The 16340-nt window shown below is 45.7% G+C and carries 20 protein-coding genes and 2 pseudogenes; 7 read left to right on the forward strand and 15 right to left on the reverse strand.

Annotated features, from left to right (window positions below; genetic code table 11):
- Positions 1–18: 18 nt before the first annotated feature.
- Positions 19–180 (reverse strand): ChaB family protein, encoded by a 162-nt coding sequence (locus tag RW114_RS00115; RefSeq protein WP_422614769.1) that lies wholly within the window; start codon positions 178–180, stop codon positions 19–21.
- 69 nt (positions 181–249) lie between these two features.
- On the opposite strand from RW114_RS00115, the pseudogene RW114_RS00120 reads away from it, so the two are divergent.
- Positions 250–459: pseudogene (locus RW114_RS00120) on the forward strand (hypothetical protein); the annotation flags it as partial.
- Positions 460–602: 143 nt separating this feature from the next.
- Here RW114_RS00120 and RW114_RS00125 read toward each other — a convergent pair.
- Both RW114_RS00125 and RW114_RS00130 read right to left on the reverse strand, forming a co-directional pair.
- Positions 603–902: a type II toxin-antitoxin system RelE/ParE family toxin gene (locus RW114_RS00125; RefSeq protein WP_340120681.1), complete on the reverse strand. Its 300-nt coding sequence runs from the start codon at positions 900–902 to the stop codon at positions 603–605.
- On the reverse strand, positions 899–1114 hold the full coding sequence (locus tag RW114_RS00130; protein WP_340120682.1) for an addiction module protein: 216 nt from the start codon (positions 1112–1114) through the stop codon (positions 899–901). Before RW114_RS00130 ends, RW114_RS00125 begins: the two co-directional genes overlap by 4 nt.
- A gap of 364 nt (positions 1115–1478) precedes the next feature.
- Here RW114_RS00130 and RW114_RS00135 point away from each other — a divergent pair, with 364 nt between their 5' ends.
- Both RW114_RS00135 and RW114_RS00140 read left to right on the forward strand, forming a co-directional pair.
- Positions 1479–1919 (forward strand): cytochrome P450, encoded by a 441-nt coding sequence (locus RW114_RS00135; RefSeq protein WP_340120683.1) that lies wholly within the window; start codon positions 1479–1481, stop codon positions 1917–1919.
- 32 nt (positions 1920–1951) lie between these two features.
- Positions 1952–2827: pseudogene (locus RW114_RS00140) on the forward strand (cytochrome P450).
- A 67-nt stretch (positions 2828–2894) separates the two neighbouring features.
- Here RW114_RS00140 and RW114_RS00145 read toward each other — a convergent pair.
- From RW114_RS00145 to RW114_RS00180, 8 genes are all read right to left on the reverse strand, one after another.
- Positions 2895–3215, reverse strand: coding sequence for a type II toxin-antitoxin system PemK/MazF family toxin (locus RW114_RS00145; RefSeq protein WP_340120684.1), 321 nt, complete (start codon positions 3213–3215; stop codon positions 2895–2897).
- On the reverse strand, positions 3209–3475 hold the full coding sequence (locus RW114_RS00150) for an AbrB/MazE/SpoVT family DNA-binding domain-containing protein (RefSeq protein ID WP_340120685.1): 267 nt from the start codon (positions 3473–3475) through the stop codon (positions 3209–3211). The genes RW114_RS00145 and RW114_RS00150 overlap by 7 nt, the downstream gene beginning before the upstream one ends.
- 358 nt (positions 3476–3833) lie before the next feature.
- A complete protein-coding gene (gene ilvC, locus RW114_RS00155) occupies positions 3834–4850 on the reverse strand; it encodes a ketol-acid reductoisomerase (protein ID WP_340120686.1) in 1017 nt (338 codons plus the stop codon).
- Between the two features lie 52 nt (positions 4851–4902).
- Positions 4903–5394, reverse strand: a complete 492-nt coding sequence (gene ilvN, locus RW114_RS00160; RefSeq protein ID WP_340120687.1) for an acetolactate synthase small subunit — start codon at positions 5392–5394, stop codon at positions 4903–4905.
- On the reverse strand, positions 5394–7130 hold the full coding sequence (locus RW114_RS00165; protein WP_340120688.1) for an acetolactate synthase 3 large subunit: 1737 nt from the start codon (positions 7128–7130) through the stop codon (positions 5394–5396). The genes ilvN and RW114_RS00165 overlap by 1 nt, the downstream gene beginning before the upstream one ends.
- 297 nt (positions 7131–7427) lie before the next feature.
- The gene (locus tag RW114_RS00170) at positions 7428–8255 is read right to left on the reverse strand and encodes a DUF2797 domain-containing protein (RefSeq protein ID WP_340120689.1); all 828 of its coding nucleotides are present in this window, start codon (positions 8253–8255) and stop codon (positions 7428–7430) included.
- 37 nt (positions 8256–8292) lie between these two features.
- Complete coding sequence (locus RW114_RS00175) at positions 8293–8739, reverse strand: molybdenum cofactor biosynthesis protein MoaE (protein WP_340120690.1); 447 nt, start codon at positions 8737–8739, stop codon at positions 8293–8295.
- 2 nt (positions 8740–8741) lie between these two features.
- Positions 8742–8975: a MoaD/ThiS family protein gene (locus RW114_RS00180; protein ID WP_340120691.1), complete on the reverse strand. Its 234-nt coding sequence runs from the start codon at positions 8973–8975 to the stop codon at positions 8742–8744.
- A 142-nt stretch (positions 8976–9117) separates the two neighbouring features.
- On the opposite strand from RW114_RS00180, the gene moaC reads away from it, so the two are divergent.
- The gene (gene moaC / locus RW114_RS00185) at positions 9118–9600 is read left to right on the forward strand and encodes a cyclic pyranopterin monophosphate synthase MoaC (protein ID WP_340120692.1); all 483 of its coding nucleotides are present in this window, start codon (positions 9118–9120) and stop codon (positions 9598–9600) included.
- Between the two features lie 182 nt (positions 9601–9782).
- A complete protein-coding gene (lpxD, locus tag RW114_RS00190) occupies positions 9783–10823 on the forward strand; it encodes a UDP-3-O-(3-hydroxymyristoyl)glucosamine N-acyltransferase (protein ID WP_340120693.1) in 1041 nt (346 codons plus the stop codon).
- 212 nt (positions 10824–11035) lie between these two features.
- On the opposite strand, the gene RW114_RS00195 is transcribed toward lpxD, so the two are convergent.
- The 4 genes from RW114_RS00195 to msrA form a co-directional block, all read right to left on the reverse strand.
- Positions 11036–11236: a hypothetical protein gene (locus RW114_RS00195; protein WP_340120694.1), complete on the reverse strand. Its 201-nt coding sequence runs from the start codon at positions 11234–11236 to the stop codon at positions 11036–11038.
- A 457-nt stretch (positions 11237–11693) separates the two neighbouring features.
- Positions 11694–12242 carry a response regulator transcription factor gene (locus tag RW114_RS00200; protein ID WP_340120695.1) on the reverse strand — a complete coding sequence of 183 codons (549 nt, stop codon included), beginning with the start codon at positions 12240–12242 and terminating at the stop codon, positions 11694–11696.
- Positions 12220–13602, reverse strand: a complete 1383-nt coding sequence (locus RW114_RS00205; RefSeq protein ID WP_340120696.1) for an ATP-binding protein — start codon at positions 13600–13602, stop codon at positions 12220–12222. Before RW114_RS00205 ends, RW114_RS00200 begins: the two co-directional genes overlap by 23 nt.
- A 267-nt stretch (positions 13603–13869) precedes the next feature.
- Positions 13870–14499 (reverse strand): peptide-methionine (S)-S-oxide reductase MsrA, encoded by a 630-nt coding sequence (msrA, locus tag RW114_RS00210; RefSeq protein WP_340120697.1) that lies wholly within the window; start codon positions 14497–14499, stop codon positions 13870–13872.
- An 87-nt stretch (positions 14500–14586) separates the two neighbouring features.
- Between msrA and hslO the strand changes: the two genes are divergently transcribed.
- A complete protein-coding gene (hslO, locus tag RW114_RS00215) occupies positions 14587–15456 on the forward strand; it encodes an Hsp33 family molecular chaperone HslO (RefSeq protein WP_340120698.1) in 870 nt (289 codons plus the stop codon).
- A 9-nt stretch (positions 15457–15465) separates the two neighbouring features.
- Positions 15466–16251, forward strand: coding sequence for a hypothetical protein (locus RW114_RS00220; RefSeq protein WP_340120699.1), 786 nt, complete (start codon positions 15466–15468; stop codon positions 16249–16251).
- Positions 16252–16340: the final 89 nt, after the last annotated feature.

Raw genomic sequence — 16340 nt, forward strand, 5'->3', positions numbered from 1 at the left:
ACGTGAACTTTCCCCGTCTTAGTCATCATCCATAGCTTTCCATTGCCTACTGGATTCATCCTTCTCATATCTCTTTTTGACCGAACTCCAAGCCACCTTGTGCGCCCGCTCTTCGTCTTGCGCGTATTCATCCCAAGCGCTGTTAAAAGCCGCTCGGTAAATCTCCTGTGCGTGTGTCATCGTTAGTTATGGAATTTTTTATTTCTTTTTCATAAAATAAGCCATGTAGGTTTTCAATTGGAGATCATCATGAAAAACGCCGAGTTTTTTCAATTAATTACTGCAATCCGTGAATTAGACCATCACCAGCGCAAACTGCTGAACGCTGCCTTAAATCAACTATCCGACGAACCCAAAGTCCTCGAATTGATTGAGTCCTGCTTTGATGCTAGAAATGCCTACCCGCACTGTGCCAGTGTCAAGTTATACCGCCACGGATTGGTCAGTCCGGTAGGCCGGAATAAGCCGATTCGAGCAACAGCGAGGTGGGGGGTGGGGGGCCCACCCCCCCCCCCACCCCCCCCACCCCCCCCCCCCCCCCCCCCGCTACCCGCTTGGATTGGTCTTATTCCGGCTTACGCTATACTGAAACGCTGATCAAACTACCCCATTTCTTCAAAAACTTTACGAAGTTTATTTGGGTTACGCCTACAATCAAGAGCACGAAAGACGATAGCTTTGCTATCAATTATTTTGTAATAAATTGCGTAAGGAAAACGCTTTGCCAGCAGCCGATGAAATCCGAAATGAATTGAATGAATCCCGCCGTAAAGCGCCAGTGAATCGATTTCGGCAAAAAGGCTGTCGAAAAAATAGTCGCCTACGCCTGCTTCTTGACGATCATAAAACTTTCGGCCTGCGGCAAGGTCTTCTATAGCTGACCGGAGAATCTGAACTTTCATTCAAATTGCGAACGTAATGCTTTCTTGGCTTGCTGCCAATCCAGTACGTCAATGTCGCCGGAAAGAAATTTTTTTTCAGTCTCTATGAGTTCGGTTTCATGCCAAGACGGGCTGGAGAGATTATCTTCGTCACCGACCAAATCGCCCCAAAGCGCCTCGATAATCTTTAGCTTTTCTACGGCGGATAACTTGTGAAGTTCTTCGATGCTCATATAGGAAGTACCTGTGATTGATATTGCGTCTTTACCACGAACAGCTTAACCTTAAAGGAAAAGCACTGGTCTTGCAATCACACCTTCCGTCGACTCGGCAACAATGCGGCGGAAAGGACCAGCTCGTTAGCTTCGTAGGTCAACAGTTTTTTCGTTGCCTGACTTTAGCTCATTTGATTATATGGCATAAATAAAATGCCCGACTTAGCTCTACTTTGTCATATTTCATGTGTTGAGCAGACTAAAACCCCGCCCACCCCATTCGACAGGCTCAGGGCGAACGGAGTTTTAGTCTGCTCAACTTCATTTTTTGATAATCTGATAAAGTAGAACTGAGAAACTAAAACCTCTAACCGTATTAACCATGCCCAAAAACAAAACAATCCCAAAAATCAAAGGCGAATTCCTATTAGGTAATCTACGCCAGATGAAAGCCAATCCATTTCAAGCGCTTTGCGACTGGCAGCGTGATTATGGCGATTTGGTCAGTTTCAGATTGGCGACGCGCCATTTTTATCTAATCAGCCACCCCAAGCTGATCGAACAGGCTTTAATCAAGCAAAGCGATATCTTTGTCAAAATGTATGATCCTAAAAAACCCACCGGTCTGGCTTTGGTGTTAGGACAAGGATTAGTGACCAGTCAGAGCGAGTTATGGCAAAGACAGCGGCGCTTAATGCAGCCGGTTTTCCAGAGGAGTAATTTGGCATCTTTGCACGCGCAAATTGTCACGGCCGGCAATAATTTGCTAGCTAGATGGCGGCTATTGGGTGACGGGCGCAAGTTAATCTCGCCGATGAAATGATGCAGGTAACGCTTGAAGTGATCACTCAAACCATGTTCAGCACCAGCGTCCTCGATAAAATCATGCACATTGCGCCGGCTTTAGACACGGCGCTCCGGTATGCGGCTAAATCGGTCATGAATCCTTTGCGCATGCCGTTATTTATACCCACTCAGGCCAATCGGGAATTTAATGCCGCAAGCGCCCTATTGGATGATGTCATTTACGGGATCATCGAGCAGCGCCGCGCGCAAACAGCGGTAAACAACGATTTGTTGGATATGTTGCTGAACGCAAGCGATGACAATGGCAAGCTTATGTCCGACAAACAGATTCGCGATGAAGTCATTACCATTTTTAGCGCAGGCCATGAAACCACTGCCAATTTGTTAACCTGGACGCTGTATTTATTGGCCCGCCACCCGGATGTACTGGCTAAATTACGCCAGGAACTCGATACCTTAGTGCAAGGCAAAATCCCAACGGCAGAAGACTTGCAGCAGCTTGTCTATACCAGAGCCGTACTGAATGAATCGATGCGCTTCCGCCCGCCTGTCGGTATTATGATGCGCCGGATCAGCAGGGATACCGAGCTTGATGGCTATTTATTAAAACAAGGCAGGCTGGTGATTTTCAGTATTTACAATATTCACCATCACCCGGATTTCTGACAACAGCCTGAACAGTTCGATCCCGAACGTTTTCTGAACGGTGAAAATCGCAGGTTTTCATTCATGCCGATTGGAACGGGCGAACGCGTCTGTATCGGCAACCATTTTGCGTTACTGGAAAGCCAGCTTTTGTTGAGCATGATCATTCAGCATTTTGATTTGCAGTTGCTCAGTACGGATGAAGCCGAGATTGAAATAGCGGTAACGCTGAAACCGAAGGGTGGGGTTTCGGCGAAGTTAGCTGTTCGACATGTATGACGCTGATTCCCGACTCTCCAACAGGACAGTGCCATTAAATTAGCAAAGCAGGGCTAACTTATCAGGCTTAAATCTCAAACATATCAACCAAAGTTGCTGAAATCATTTTTTGTGTTTTGGCATCTATAGTACCCAGCTTTTTAACCAGCCTGAACTTATCGACCGACCTTAATTGATCCAGCAAAACAAGCCCGGTCTTATCCTGAAACTGAAGCTCGACCCTTGAGGGCGCATGAAACCCTTTAGTAGTCATGGGTGCGATTAAAACAGTTTTTAGGCAATTCATTTCATTGGGCGAAACGATGACGCAGGGTCTGGTTTTTTTAATTTCACTGCCAATAGCCGGATCAAGTTCGATCAGATAAACGTCAAATCGTTTAACTACCATTCCCACGCCTCGCCGGTCGGAAGTTCTGCGCTATGGTCAAGATTGCTATGGGTGCTGTTAAAATCTTGCTCAATTTGAGCCGCTGTAATGCTTTTGAATTGCTCTTCCCAGCCTTGTCTGGTTTTTTTGATCGGCGTGATTAATAAGCCATTATCGACAACGTGTATTTCAAACTCCTGATCTTGAAGATTGGCTTGTTTAATAAGCGGTTGCGGTATTCTGATGCCTTGAGAATTTCCTATTTTGATTAAATGCGCCATATTTGACCTACTCTTTGTTGCTTGAGAAAATATAGTTACATTGTAATTACTTTTGAAGTCGGAGGTCAAATAGTTCCGTTAGCGCCGATTCCTAAGCTCCAGCCTTTATTACTAAACACAAAGCTGCCCCCAGAGTCGTCCATACTGGCAGGAATGCCGGTATCCAGCGCCATGGACGGTAACTTTCGAAATTTAAGACGGTATCTGCCGGTATGACGGTGACCCGAAGACGCTTGGCATATACCGAGGATTGCTCCAGTTTGGAAGAAACAGCAACTTGACCTATAAATTTACCTCATGGCAAAAAAAAGCCCATCATAAAGACGGGCTTTTTTTAAACGCATAAACCAATCTAAAATCAGTTTTTGGTTTTATCAACAATCTGGTTGGCTTTAATCCAAGGCATCATGCTGCGCAGTTTTGCACCGACAACTTCAATCGGATGTTCTGCATTCAAACGACGCTTGGCGGTCATTTCAGGATAGTTTGTCATACCTTCCATAATGAATTTCTTGGCGTATTCACCGTTACGAATGTTTTTTAAGGCTTCACGCATCGCCCTGCGGCTTTCTTCGTTGATGACTTTAGGGCCGGTGACATATTCGCCATACTCTGCATTGTTGGAGATTGAGTAGTTCATGTTGGCGATACCGCCTTCAAACATTAAATCAACAATCAATTTTAATTCGTGTAAGCATTCAAAGTAGGCCATTTCAGGCTCATAACCCGCTTCAACCAAGGTTTCAAAACCCATTTTTACGAGTTCAACTGCACCGCCGCATAATACCGCTTGTTCGCCGAATAAATCGGTTTCACATTCGTCGCGGAAAGTGGTTTCAATAATACCTGAGCGACCGCCACCAATAGCAGAGGCGTACGATAAACAAATCGCTTTCGCTGTCCCTGACGCATCTTGATGAATAGCGATTAAGTCAGGAACGCCGCCGCCGCGTACAAACTCGGAACGAACAGTGTGCCCTGGTGCTTTAGGGGCGATCATAATCACGTCCAAATCGGCGCGCGGCACAACTTGGTTGAATAGAATCGCAAAACCGTGGGCAAATGCTAATACGGCACCTTGTTTGATGTTCGGTTCAATTTCGTCTTTATATAGCGTAGATTGGAATTCATCAGGCGTCAAAATCATGACTATGTCCGCACCTGCAACCGCTTGTGCAACGGATTGTACGGTTAATCCATGTGCCTCAGCCTTAGCCACTGAAGGTGATCCTGCGCGTAAGCCCACGACAACTGAAACGCCAGATTCTTTTAAATTAAGGGCGTGAGCATGACCTTGCGATCCGTAACCGATAATGGCTACTTTTTTACCTTTTATGATTGAAAGGTCGGCATCTTTGTCGTAATAAACTTGCATGGTTTTTCCTGTTTTTGGTGTGTTTGAAATTAATTAGGCGAAAGGCTAAAGCTTATAAATGCAGCCCTTTTTCGCCTCTTGAAATGCCTGTCGGCCCGGAGCGGACGACTTCGATAATGGTATCGCCGTCGATAGCCGCGATAAAAGCATCTAGTTTGCTGGAGGGACCGGTCATTTCCACAACATAAGTGGTTGGCGTCACATCGATAATACTGCCGCGAAATATGGCCGCCAAGCTTCTGACTTCCTCGCGGGTCTGCTCAGAGGTTTTGATTTTGACCATCATCAGTTCCCGTTCGATATGACCGGAGTCAGCCAAGTCGATCAGTTTGACCACATCAATCAGCTTATTCAACTGTTTGGTGATTTGCTCAATGATGTCATCGCTGCCGCTAGTGACCAGGGTCATACGCGACAGGCTGGGATCTTCCGTAGGCGCTACGGTCAAGGACTCGATATTGTAACCGCGCGCAGAAAACAAGCCTGCCACCCGCGATAATGCACCGGATTCATTTTCAATCAGGATAGAAATAATATGTCTCATTACGCCAACTCCCTGTCGGTCGATGTGCCTGGCGCGACGCGTAAAGTCATATTATGATGGCCTTTGCCCGATTCAATCATCGGGTAAACATTTTCGGTTCGGTCGGTCAGGATGTCCAAAAATACCGTGCGGTCTTTCAGTGCAAAAGCTTCTTCCAGGGCTGGTCTGACGTCTTCGGGCTTATCGATACGCATGCCGACATGGCCGTATGCCTCGGCCAGTTTGACGAAGTCAGGGATGGAGTCCATGTACGAATGTGAGTAACGGCTTTCGTAGGAAAATTCCTGCCATTGCCGAACCATGCCCAGATAGCTGTTGTTCAGGTTGATGATTTTTACCGGCGTATTGTATTGCAGCGCGGTCGATAATTCCTGAATGCACATCTGTATGCTGCCATCGCCGGTCACGCAGGCAACTTCCGAGTCTGGAAACGCCAATTTAACGCCGATGGCCGCGGGCAAACCAAAGCCCATCGTGCCCAAACCGCCCGAATTAATCCAATGCCGCGGCTTGTCGAACGGGTAATACTGGGCCGCCCACATTTGATGCTGGCCTACATCCGAGGTGATATACGCCTCGCCTTTGGTAACTTCGTACAACTGCTCGATCACGTATTGCGGCTTGATTAACCGGCTGTTGCGGTCGTATTCCATACATTTGACGGCGCGCCATTGGTCGATCTGGTTCCACCAGCTTTCCAACGCTTTCTTGGACGGTTTCTTTTTGCTTTCCCTGATCATTTCAAGCATCTGCTCCAATACCGGTTTGACTTCGCCGACGATAGGGATCGCGACTTTAACGGTCTTGGAAATAGACGCAGGATCAACATCGATATGGATAATTTGAGCGTGCGGACAAAACTCGTCCAGCTTGCCGGTGACCCGGTCATCGAAACGCGCACCTATGGCAATAATCACATCGCTCTCATGCATCGCCATGTTGGCCTCATAAGTGCCGTGCATGCCCAGCATGCCGACAAACTGTTTGTTGGTTGCAGGATAAGCGCCCAGGCCCATCAGGGTATTGGTGATCGGAAAGCCCAGTGTGTGCGTGAATTCGATCAATTCCTTGCTGGCCTCACCCAAGATCACACCGCCACCGGAATAAATGATCGGCTTTTGTGCAGTCAATAATAAATCCACGGCTTTTTTAATCTGCCCTTTATCGCCGGAAACCTCCGGATTATAAGAACGGATAGTGACTTTTTTAGGGTATTTATAAGGTATTTTTATCCGGGGATCGGTTATATCTTTAGGTATGTCAACGACAACAGGGCCGGGACGGCCAGTTGTCGCCACATAAAATGCCTTCTTGATGGTTTCAGCCAGTTTGGTAATGTCCTTGACCAGAAAATTATGCTTTACGCAGGGACGGGTAATACCGACCATGTCGACTTCCTGAAATGCATCGCTGCCGATAACCGGCGACGGCACCTGCCCGGAAATAATCACCATCGGGATTGAATCCATATAAGCGGTAGCAATGCCGGTTACCGCATTAGTGGCACCCGGCCCGGAAGTGACCAGTACCACGCCCGGTTTTCCGGTAGCGCGGGCATAACCATCCGCCGCATGCGTAGCGCCCTGTTCGTGACGAACCAGAATGTGTTTGACATCATCCTGCTGGAAAATTGCATCGTATAAATGCAATACCGCCCCGCCGGGATAGCCAAAAATATATTCTACGCCTTCGTCTTTAAGACTCTGAATTACGATTTGTGCGCCGTTTAGCTCCACGCTAATACCCTCAAATAAACTTTCGAATTAAGCCGATTATATGCGTTTTCAAAAATTCAAGACCCAAATACCCGGTGTATTTTAAAGAACGTCATATAGACTGCTGCTGGTAGCTGCTTTTTTCAAGCAACATATATTAATTATTTTACTTGGTTTTTGATGGGATTGCACTCGTGTCTCTTTTAATTCTTGCCTGGCCGATAACAACCGATTATTCGTTTTTGTTAATCGGTGTTATCGGTGGATTTGCGCAAGCCGGTCTTGAGCTTAATACGAATCACGGCCTTGGCTCAAATCCTACGCCGAGAACTCAACCTCGTAACCGGCAAACTTGCGGATATTAATCACGCCGGTATCCAATAATAAATATTGACCTTTTATGCCATGCAGCACCCCGAAAACTTCGGGGTTCTTATCAAGATTAAAAGACTTGACCTTGACCGGATAGCTGTCCACCGGAAAATGAATATCCACAGGCGACGCATCGACTAATAATTCAATCGCCTGCGCGCCAAAATCCCGGGTTATTGCACTCAATTCTACTGTACAAACAGTGATTAATTCATCCCGTTTTGCCACCAGATCGACAGGCTCGGCCTTCATTTTAAGCATTTTCTGCCAGCTGGTTTTATCGCTGACATGCTTGGCAATGGCGATTTCGACCAGACCTGAAATATAACGCGACTGCACTTTAAAAATCGGCAAGGCCTGCACCGCGCCTTGATCTATCCAGCGCGTCGGAATTTGAGTCTGCCTAGTAATGCCGACCTTAATACCGCTGGAATTAGCCAGATAAACCACATGCGGCTGAAAACAAAATTCCTCGCCCCAAGAGGGTTCCCGACAGGTACCTGCTGCATAGTGACAGGTCTCCGGTTTCATGATGCACATGTCGCACTGCGCCAATGAAATAAAACAGGGATAGCAATAGCCCTGATTAAAGCTCTTTTTAATTGACCTGTTGCAATGTGCGCAACAGATTTTACCGGCATAGGTCAGCTTAATCGGCTTACCGATCAGCGGATTTAAAGCGACCAACTGATCACCCACCGGCAATTCATACTGAACCGGCTTTGAACTATCCAGTTCCAACCGGGCGTGCATTTTTCTTAATGGTCCCTGCATTCAGGTGGTTCCTATAAAACTCATAACAACGGGTCGGTTAAAAATAACCGTCGGTATTTTTTACCAGCCAACGCTCGGCTTGGGATTTTAACAGCTCTTTTTTCCAGAAAGGGGCTCTCGACTTTAATGCTTCCATAATGTACCGACTCGCATCGAACGCATCGCCACGATGTGATGTCCATACCGCTACCAGCACTATCGGCTCATTAGGCAGAATATCGCCCACCCGGTGCACCACCAACGCGTCAATAATCGGCCATTGTTGCAGGGCTTCGGCAACGATTTTTTCCAGCTGCTTTTCGGTCATGCCAGGATAATGTTCCAGCGTCATGCCCTTAACATCATCACCGTCATTGAAATCGCGCATCGTGCCGATAAAAACGCTGGTTGCGCCAAACTTTCCGGCCAACTCCTTTGCCGAATGCTGATGCGCCTGAATTTCCTGCCAGGGATCAAAAGCTTCTGCACAAATTTTTATGTGCATGATCAGCCCCCGGTTACCGGCGGAAAAAAAGCCACTTCATCGCCGTCCTTAACCGGACTTTTCAATTCAACATAGTCCATATTCACCGCCGCCAAACTATTATCCGGCAACGCTTTATTCGGATTGGCGTAGCGCCATACATCGGCGACGGTAGCAAGACCTGCAAACTCCAGATGGTCTTCCGAGCGGCCGATAGCTTCTTTCAAGCTGGCAAAATAACGCACCTTAATTGACATAGTCATCACTCAGTCGCAAAAAAATAGGGTTGGCATAGAGAGCATTGCAAGGAAGACAGGTCGGTCGCCTTTTTAGTTTTCTTAACCGGCAGTTGTTATAATAAATCGTGCCTGCCTCTTTCATTGATAATTTTACAGAAAAATGACTGCATTAACTCACTTTAATCAATCCGGCGAAGCCCACATGGTTGACGTCGGCGGAAAAGCGATCACTCAGCGTACCGCCGTCACCGAAGGCTATATTGAAATGCAGCCGTCTACGCTCAAATTGATCGTAGACGGCGGACACAAAAAAGGCGATGTGCTGGCCATAGCTAGAATTGCCGGCATCATGGCCAGTAAAAAAACGGCGGATCTGATTCCGCTCTGCCATCCGCTACCCCTGACGCATGTGGAAATCCAGCTGAGCGCAGAAATCGACAACAACCGGATACGCTGTCAGACCACGGTAAAAACCAACGGACAAACCGGTGTAGAAATGGAAGCACTCAATGCCACGCAGATTACCTTGCTTACCATTTACGATATGTGTAAAGCCGTAGATAGAGGTATGGTTATTCAGTCAGTCCGATTACTGGAAAAAGATGGCGGCAAGTCGGGACACTGGCATTGCAATCAACATTGATATTTGGCTGCTAGAAAGCAGAAAAATACCGCTGATTCGGCTACATTTAAAACCCTTATCAACCAGTATGGCCAACCAATCCAGCTAATGTGGTTGTTTATAGGATTTGGTATACTGAATTTATATTTCCAACAACGTGCCGACTGGTTTGGCGCTATGTATGAATAACAGCAGAGATAACTATGCCGATTATATTAAAAGAACTTGCCGATTTTTGTAGCGCACGAATTGAAGGCGGCGATCCATCAGCAATGATCGAATCAGCGGCAGAGATTACCTCTGCACATCAGGGTCAAGTAACACAGCTGACCAACAGTCGCTATGCTCGGCACATTAAAGGCTCAACCGCTTCCGCCTGCTTTATTGCAGAGGGTTTTGGTGTTGAGAATGTACCTGAAGGCATGGCGCTGTTAGTTTGCTCCGACCCGGAACTCAGTTTCATTAAGGCTGTCGAATTACTGCATCCTGCCAGAACTTATGATCGGCAAATTGCAACGCAGGCAGTGCTTGGAGCTAATGTGACCTTGGGCAATAAGCTGTATATCGGCCCTTACGCGGTAATTGGCGAAGATTCAAACTTAGGCGATGGCAGCGAAATCCACGCAGGCGCCTATATTGGTAGCAATGTAAAGATAGGTCAAAACTGTCGGATTCATCCTTATGCAGTTATTTATGACGATGTCGCCGTGGGCAATAATGTCATTATTCATTCCGGGGCCATTATCGGTGCCGATGGCTTCGGTTATAAGTTCAGGAATAACGAGCACGTTAAGGTTCCTCAGGTCGGTAATGTAGTCATTGAGGATAATGTCGAGATTGGCGCTAACACCTGCATAGACAGGGGTGCATTGGGCAGCACATCAATAGGCGCGGGCAGCAAAATCGATAATCTGGTACAAATCGGGCACAACAACAAAGTCGGCAAACACGTCATCATGTGCGGTTTAACCGGCGTTTCCGGCTCATGTAACATTGAAGATTATGCGATTCTGGCAGGCAGTTCAGGTATTGCCGATCACGTTACGATTGGTAGCGGTGCTGTAGTCATGGCGCGTTCCGGCGTAGCTGGCGATGTCAAAGCGGGTATGCAGGTTTTCGGCAGTCCGGCAAAAGATAAGAAAACGGCTTACAAAGAGCAAATCGCAATCAGCAAACTGCCAGAGCTATTGAAAAGAGTAAAAATGCTGGAAGAAAAAATCCAGATACTGGAAAAAGAGGCGTAGTTAATGCCACGAACTTACGCGAGCCGGCTCAATTCCGAGTTATGTTGAACTATTCAGAGAAGCGTTTTTGAGAGCGTTTGCGCCAGGATACAAGCTCGATACTTTTGTTGCTTAGTACAGGATAGACTTGCGATTGCAAGCTCAGGATACTGGAGTGTTAATTGGAATGTAACAACACCCCCCGTCATTTTTTATAACGGGGGGTATTATTTTTAGTTACCTACGTTACCAGTAACGTTGCTGGTCTTTCTTTTCTCGATATTCTTGAAAGTTTCAGCTTGAAGCTGTTCTACCGCACCACTTTGTAAATGCTTAGTTTCATCTTGTTTCAGCAGTACAACTAATAGAATAACAGCAGCAATAGCAACACCAGCGATCAACCATGTGTTGTCTTTTTCTTTTTCTTCAGCCATTTTAAAATCCTCGAATGTGTATTAATTATATTATATTATTTATCCCCTTTCCTCAAAGGGGGCCACTCAATAAATCACTTTAATGAGTAGCTTGTCGAATTAAGTAATAAACGACAGGGTACTTTTTATCATGAGATACAGCATCGTGTCAAAACTAAAAAAGAAAACCCCCCGCCCGCATCTGGATTCATGATACCAGAAAAGTTGTTTTCGCTTGAGAAACAGCAAGACTTCAGAACTAACACGTTGAATATTAATTCAAATATTTTTCAGGATTGATAAAAAACAGAACAAGTTAAAGATATTTTCAATAAAAAAATATTGCAAATTAGAATATGATGACTTGAAATAAAATCATCAGGATTAGAGCAAAGTATGCTTAAAACCACTGTCCAGGGACATGCGCTAAACGTGCCGAATACGATAAGCAGACCCCAACCCTATACCTCGCCATGATTTACTCTCTGACCGGCTTCTTATCCAGTTTCCGTTGCAAGGTGCGCCTGTGCATGTTTAACGCCCTGGCGGCCGCCGAAATATTGCCATCGTGCTGCATCAGCACTTTTTGTAGGTGTTCCCATTCCAGGCGTTTTACGGATAAGGGATTTTCGTTAATCGAGACCGATGAATCGCCTTCATTTTTATGCAGTGCATTAACAATTTCATCCGCATTGGCCGGCTTGGTTAAATAATGAGTGGCACCTAGTTTTATGGCTTCAACCGCTGTGGCAATGCTGGCAAAGCCGGTTAACATCACGCAAGTGGTATTGTCATCCAACGAGATCAGCTTTTTCACCAGTTCCAGCCCGGATTCATGTCCGATACGCAAATCAATCACCGCATATTCGGGTAGATAGCGCTCGGCAAATGCTATTCCGGTCTTGACATCGTTAGCGACCAATACCTCATAATTTCTTTTTTCTAATGCGCTTTTCAGCACCTTACAAAAGGTCTCATCGTCATCCACCAGCAACAGCCGTGGCCTATCTATTTCCTGAGTTGTCATTATTGCTCTCTGTATTTAAAAGGGGCAGGGTAATTTCCACGCATGCCCCCCCCAGCTCGCTGTTGTAAAGATTAATTTTACCGCCCAAACGATTAATAGAGGAATAGGCTAAAAACAAGCCCACACCCAAACCGCGCTTTTTGCTGATAACGGGTTGCTTACCGGCAAAATTGATTAATTCCGGCGGCAGACCGGGGCCAAAATCCCTGATTTTAATAATGGCGTAATCCAAATCCCATGACGCATGAAATTCAATTCCCTTTTCCGGCGGCGACGCTTCAGCCGCATTATTCAAAATATTAATGATCGAGTGAGTCAGCGTGAGTTCGGCAACAATTTTTGCCTGCATTGCGACTTCAGGATCGATAATAAAATTTAACTTTGCAGTCGCTTTGTGAGTTCGCCATAGATTGATGACTTCATCGATATAATCGGTCAGCAACATGACGCTCCCCGATTCGGCGCGCATTTCACCGGCAGAAGCCGACATCACCGATAAGGCTGTTTTGCACCGGTCAACCTGTTGCTGCATGATTAATAATTTCTCGTGCAAATCCGGAAAACGATGAACCGGGTACTCTTGCTCAAGCTCATGAGTCACGATCGCGATAGTACCTAATGGCGTCCCCATATCGTGAGCAGCGCTGGCGGCTAATGTACCCAGCGACACAACACGCTCATCCCTTAATGCATTTTCCCGAGCTTCAGCCAGATTTCGCTCCTGAGCCTTCAGCGTTTTAGCCAGCTCAACCACGAAAAAGGCAACCAATCCGGCACTAAACACAAAACCAAACCACATGCCAAAAATATGAAGGTTAAAATAATGACTGTCACTCATAGCGTGAACCTGCCGGAACAGCTCATAATTTTTTGTATCGGCATACAACATTGCCGAATCGGGCATGTGAGGCTCTATCGACGGCAGAGGAATATTGTAAGCCATTAACGCGGTGTACATGGATGTGGTTAAAATCACCATATACCAGGCATAGGATTGATGCAGCATGATGGCTGTAATAATAAGAGGCAACAGAAATACCCAGGTAATAGGGTTTGATGCGCCTCCGGTCAAATACAGCAATGCGGTAATAGCAAAAACATCAATCACTAACTGAGAAAAAATTTCCAATTCGGTAACGGGGTCTTCTGTCTCCAAGCGCATCGACGTATAAATATTCACTATAACTATCGACAATATAACCAACCAGAGCGGCTGCTCCGGCAGACGAATATTAAGACCGTATACGGATAGAATAATGAGTATAACCTCACTGAGTATCATCAAGTTCCTGAGAATAAACAGCCATTTCAGGTTTTGCCGGGCAGAAAATTCCGATTTAGGGGAGGCGTATGAGAGCATTTTTTATAAAAACAGTGTGTTGTAGACGTGCCTTAAAATAAGAAACCATTAAGTATTCACGTACATACATTATCGTTTTTTTATTATAAATTAAACAAAAAATAGCTGCGACAATATGTCACATTTTATGTTGCAATATTTGTTGCTATTATTAATCTAACTTTTTAAAGCTCTTGTAGAGCTCCATAGCTGAGAAGTTGCGTTATATTCATCCTAAAGATATTCCAAGGCGGTTTTATAAAAACCGCCTTTTTTTTACCTTTCGTATCAGAAATCCACACCTAACCCACCTAAACCGCAGTAACCCATAGGATTCTTGGCCAGATATTGCTGATGGTAATCCTCGGCATAATAAAATTCGCTTGCCGTCATAATCTCTGTGGTTATTGATTTAAAACCTGCTTGACTGAGTTGTAGCTGATAGCTTTGTTTTGATGCTAGCGCTTCCTCAAGTTGATGCTGAGAGTAGGTATAAATCCCGGATCGATATTGCGTACCGATGTCATTGCCTTGTCTCATACCTTGCGTGGGGTTGTGGGATTCCCAAAAAAGCCGAAGTAATTCACCGTATGAAACAACAGCCGGATCATAAATGACTTTGACAACTTCATTATGCCCGGTTAAACCGGTGCATAATTCCTCATAGGTCGGATTAGGTGTACTGCCGCCGGTAAACCCAACTGCCGTACTAAACACGCCGCGACATTGCCAGAATTTTCGCTCCGCTCCCCAGAAGCAACCCATGCCAAACAGTGCCTGCTCCAGGTTTTCCGGAAACGGCGGAACTATAGGGTTGCCTGTTACAAAATGCCTGTTTGTAACCAGCATGGGCGTATTCCGGCCGGGTAAAGCCTCTTTAGTGCCGGGTAAAGTCAATTTTTTTGATGAAAAGATCATGGCCTGTGGTATTTTTATAAAACGATTTGGGCAAAGATCATTATGATCCTGATGCCATAAAATGCACTACTTTTTAACGGGAAAAACATGATAGAGCAGGATTTATTACGCCGTTTTTTATTTGAAGAGCTGGGCGTTCGCGGAGAATGGGTTAAATTAACCCACAGTTGGCAAGCGGCAAAATTTTATCAGCGCGGCTCTGAAAACGTGCAACAGCAGTTGGGACAAGCTCTTGCGGCCGTAGTCATGTTATCGGCTACGGTCAAGTTTACAGGCTCGATGATCCTTCAGGCCCAAGGCGACGGCGACATTAAAACCTTGGTTGCTCAGGCGACGGATCAGCGAAAAATAAGAGGTCTAGTTCGAGGCAAGGACAACGTAGCCGAAGGTTCCTTAGAAGCCATGTTCGGCCAAGGGCGACTGGTGTTAACCATAGAATCGGAAAATGGTCAGCCTTATCAGGGCATTGTACCTCTCCTGGGCAGCAATTTAGCCGCCGTCGTGCAAACCTATTTTGAGCAATCCGAACAACTTAAGACTCGCTTATGGCTCTTTGCCAATGCAACTCATGCGGTAGGATTATTATTGCAGGAACTGCCGACACAGGAAAATCATCAGGCTGATTGGGAGCACATCGAAATACTGGCAAATACGGTAACCGAACAAGAACTGTTTGATCTGGATTGTGAACAACTACTGTATCGATTATTCAATCAGGAAAAAATCAGATTGTTTGACCCAGAGCCGGTTGAATTTAGCTGCGCCTGTTCACGACCAAACATCGAGAAAACATTATTCGCTATGGGCCGGGCTGAACTAGAAGACATGCTAAAGGAGCAGGACATTATTGAGGTCAACTGCGAATTCTGCGGTGAACAATACCGCTTTGATAAAATTGATGTCGAAAATATCCTGTCACAGCAAAGTAATGTTAATAACTCCAAAACACGACATTGAAACAATCCTATGAAAACCGGAATAATTAAACGAAGTCTTCGCCTTGTTTTTTTACTAGCACTGACAGCTTCATTATCCGGTTGTATGTACTGGATTCGGGCGTATCAAGTCTACTTGCAAATGGATGAATTCGATCGGAACTTTTCCGTCGAGGCCAATGATGAATTTACCTTGCGCTTCAAGAACCCTATTCTTTACAGTAAAGACTTTGTTTCCCTGTCCAAACTTTATGCCAGCCAGGACGATCCGACGGCGGACGGCAGACGCTGGCGCTACTGGTTTCGTAAGGTTGACGGCAACAATGTGCTGATCAAGCCCGAAGTGAAATTTTATTCTGCTTTAAATTTCAATAAAGAAAATAGATTAATTGCCTGGTCGTTTTCTTCACTTTTTTTGGCGATTGCCCCGCCCAAATTTTTAGAGATTTCTTTGCGCTCTATTGGAGGTGCCGAGATTGACAAGGAAAAACAACAACTCAAAGCCAACCCGGCATTACTGGAAAAAATTTCCGCGGATTTGCCCAAAAAACCGGCTGTTCTGGCGCAGTTGGGCGAGCCTTTTGAAATCAAAGATGAAGCGGAGCAGGAAGTGTATATTTACCGTTTTCTGCTGGAAACCAACCATATAGAAGAAGGTTATGAGGATCGCGCCTTAAACGAGGTTAAGATTACCTTTGATAAAAAAACCCAGGAACTGGTTAGAATGGCAGGGCGTTTTGCAGGGCTTAAGGTTTCAATTAATTATCGAAAGTTTCTGAATGAAGCGCAGGATGTCGCACAAAACAAACTGGAATAAACTATATCACTGCTCCCGCACACTTTCCGATTGGCCATAAAAAAAGGCTTAGGCAATCAATGCCTAAGCCTTTTTTACAATACGCAGCT

Source organism: Methylobacter svalbardensis (assembly GCF_037671525.1).
GTDB classification, from domain to species: Bacteria; Pseudomonadota; Gammaproteobacteria; order Methylococcales; family Methylomonadaceae; genus Methylobacter_A; species Methylobacter_A svalbardensis.

Excerpts from the sequence above, each read along its gene's own strand:
- lpxD (WP_340120693.1), top strand. The coding sequence starts at position 9,783 with ATGCCGATTATATTAAAAGAACTTGCCGATTTTTGTAGCGCACGAATT.
- RW114_RS00220 (WP_340120699.1), top strand. The coding sequence starts at position 15,466 with ATGAAAACCGGAATAATTAAACGAAGTCTTCGCCTTGTTTTTTTACTA.
- RW114_RS00195 (WP_340120694.1), bottom strand. The coding sequence starts at position 11,236 with ATGGCTGAAGAAAAAGAAAAAGACAACACATGGTTGATCGCTGGTGTT.
- msrA (WP_340120697.1), bottom strand. The coding sequence starts at position 14,499 with ATGATCTTTTCATCAAAAAAATTGACTTTACCCGGCACTAAAGAGGCT.
- RW114_RS00150 (WP_340120685.1), bottom strand. The coding sequence starts at position 3,475 with ATGGCGCATTTAATCAAAATAGGAAATTCTCAAGGCATCAGAATACCG.
- RW114_RS00135 (WP_340120683.1), top strand. The coding sequence starts at position 1,479 with ATGCCCAAAAACAAAACAATCCCAAAAATCAAAGGCGAATTCCTATTA.
- RW114_RS00130 (WP_340120682.1), bottom strand. The coding sequence starts at position 1,114 with ATGAGCATCGAAGAACTTCACAAGTTATCCGCCGTAGAAAAGCTAAAG.
- RW114_RS00200 (WP_340120695.1), bottom strand. The coding sequence starts at position 12,242 with ATGACAACTCAGGAAATAGATAGGCCACGGCTGTTGCTGGTGGATGAC.
- RW114_RS00125 (WP_340120681.1), bottom strand. The coding sequence starts at position 902 with ATGAAAGTTCAGATTCTCCGGTCAGCTATAGAAGACCTTGCCGCAGGC.
- RW114_RS00170 (WP_340120689.1), bottom strand. The coding sequence starts at position 8,255 with ATGCAGGGACCATTAAGAAAAATGCACGCCCGGTTGGAACTGGATAGT.
- RW114_RS00115 (WP_422614769.1), bottom strand. The coding sequence starts at position 180 with ATGACACACGCACAGGAGATTTACCGAGCGGCTTTTAACAGCGCTTGG.
- ilvN (WP_340120687.1), bottom strand. The coding sequence starts at position 5,394 with ATGAGACATATTATTTCTATCCTGATTGAAAATGAATCCGGTGCATTA.
- RW114_RS00145 (WP_340120684.1), bottom strand. The coding sequence starts at position 3,215 with ATGGTAGTTAAACGATTTGACGTTTATCTGATCGAACTTGATCCGGCT.
- ilvC (WP_340120686.1), bottom strand. The coding sequence starts at position 4,850 with ATGCAAGTTTATTACGACAAAGATGCCGACCTTTCAATCATAAAAGGT.
- hslO (WP_340120698.1), top strand. The coding sequence starts at position 14,587 with ATGATAGAGCAGGATTTATTACGCCGTTTTTTATTTGAAGAGCTGGGC.
- RW114_RS00205 (WP_340120696.1), bottom strand. The coding sequence starts at position 13,602 with ATGCTCTCATACGCCTCCCCTAAATCGGAATTTTCTGCCCGGCAAAAC.
- moaC (WP_340120692.1), top strand. The coding sequence starts at position 9,118 with ATGACTGCATTAACTCACTTTAATCAATCCGGCGAAGCCCACATGGTT.
- RW114_RS00175 (WP_340120690.1), bottom strand. The coding sequence starts at position 8,739 with ATGCACATAAAAATTTGTGCAGAAGCTTTTGATCCCTGGCAGGAAATT.
- RW114_RS00180 (WP_340120691.1), bottom strand. The coding sequence starts at position 8,975 with ATGTCAATTAAGGTGCGTTATTTTGCCAGCTTGAAAGAAGCTATCGGC.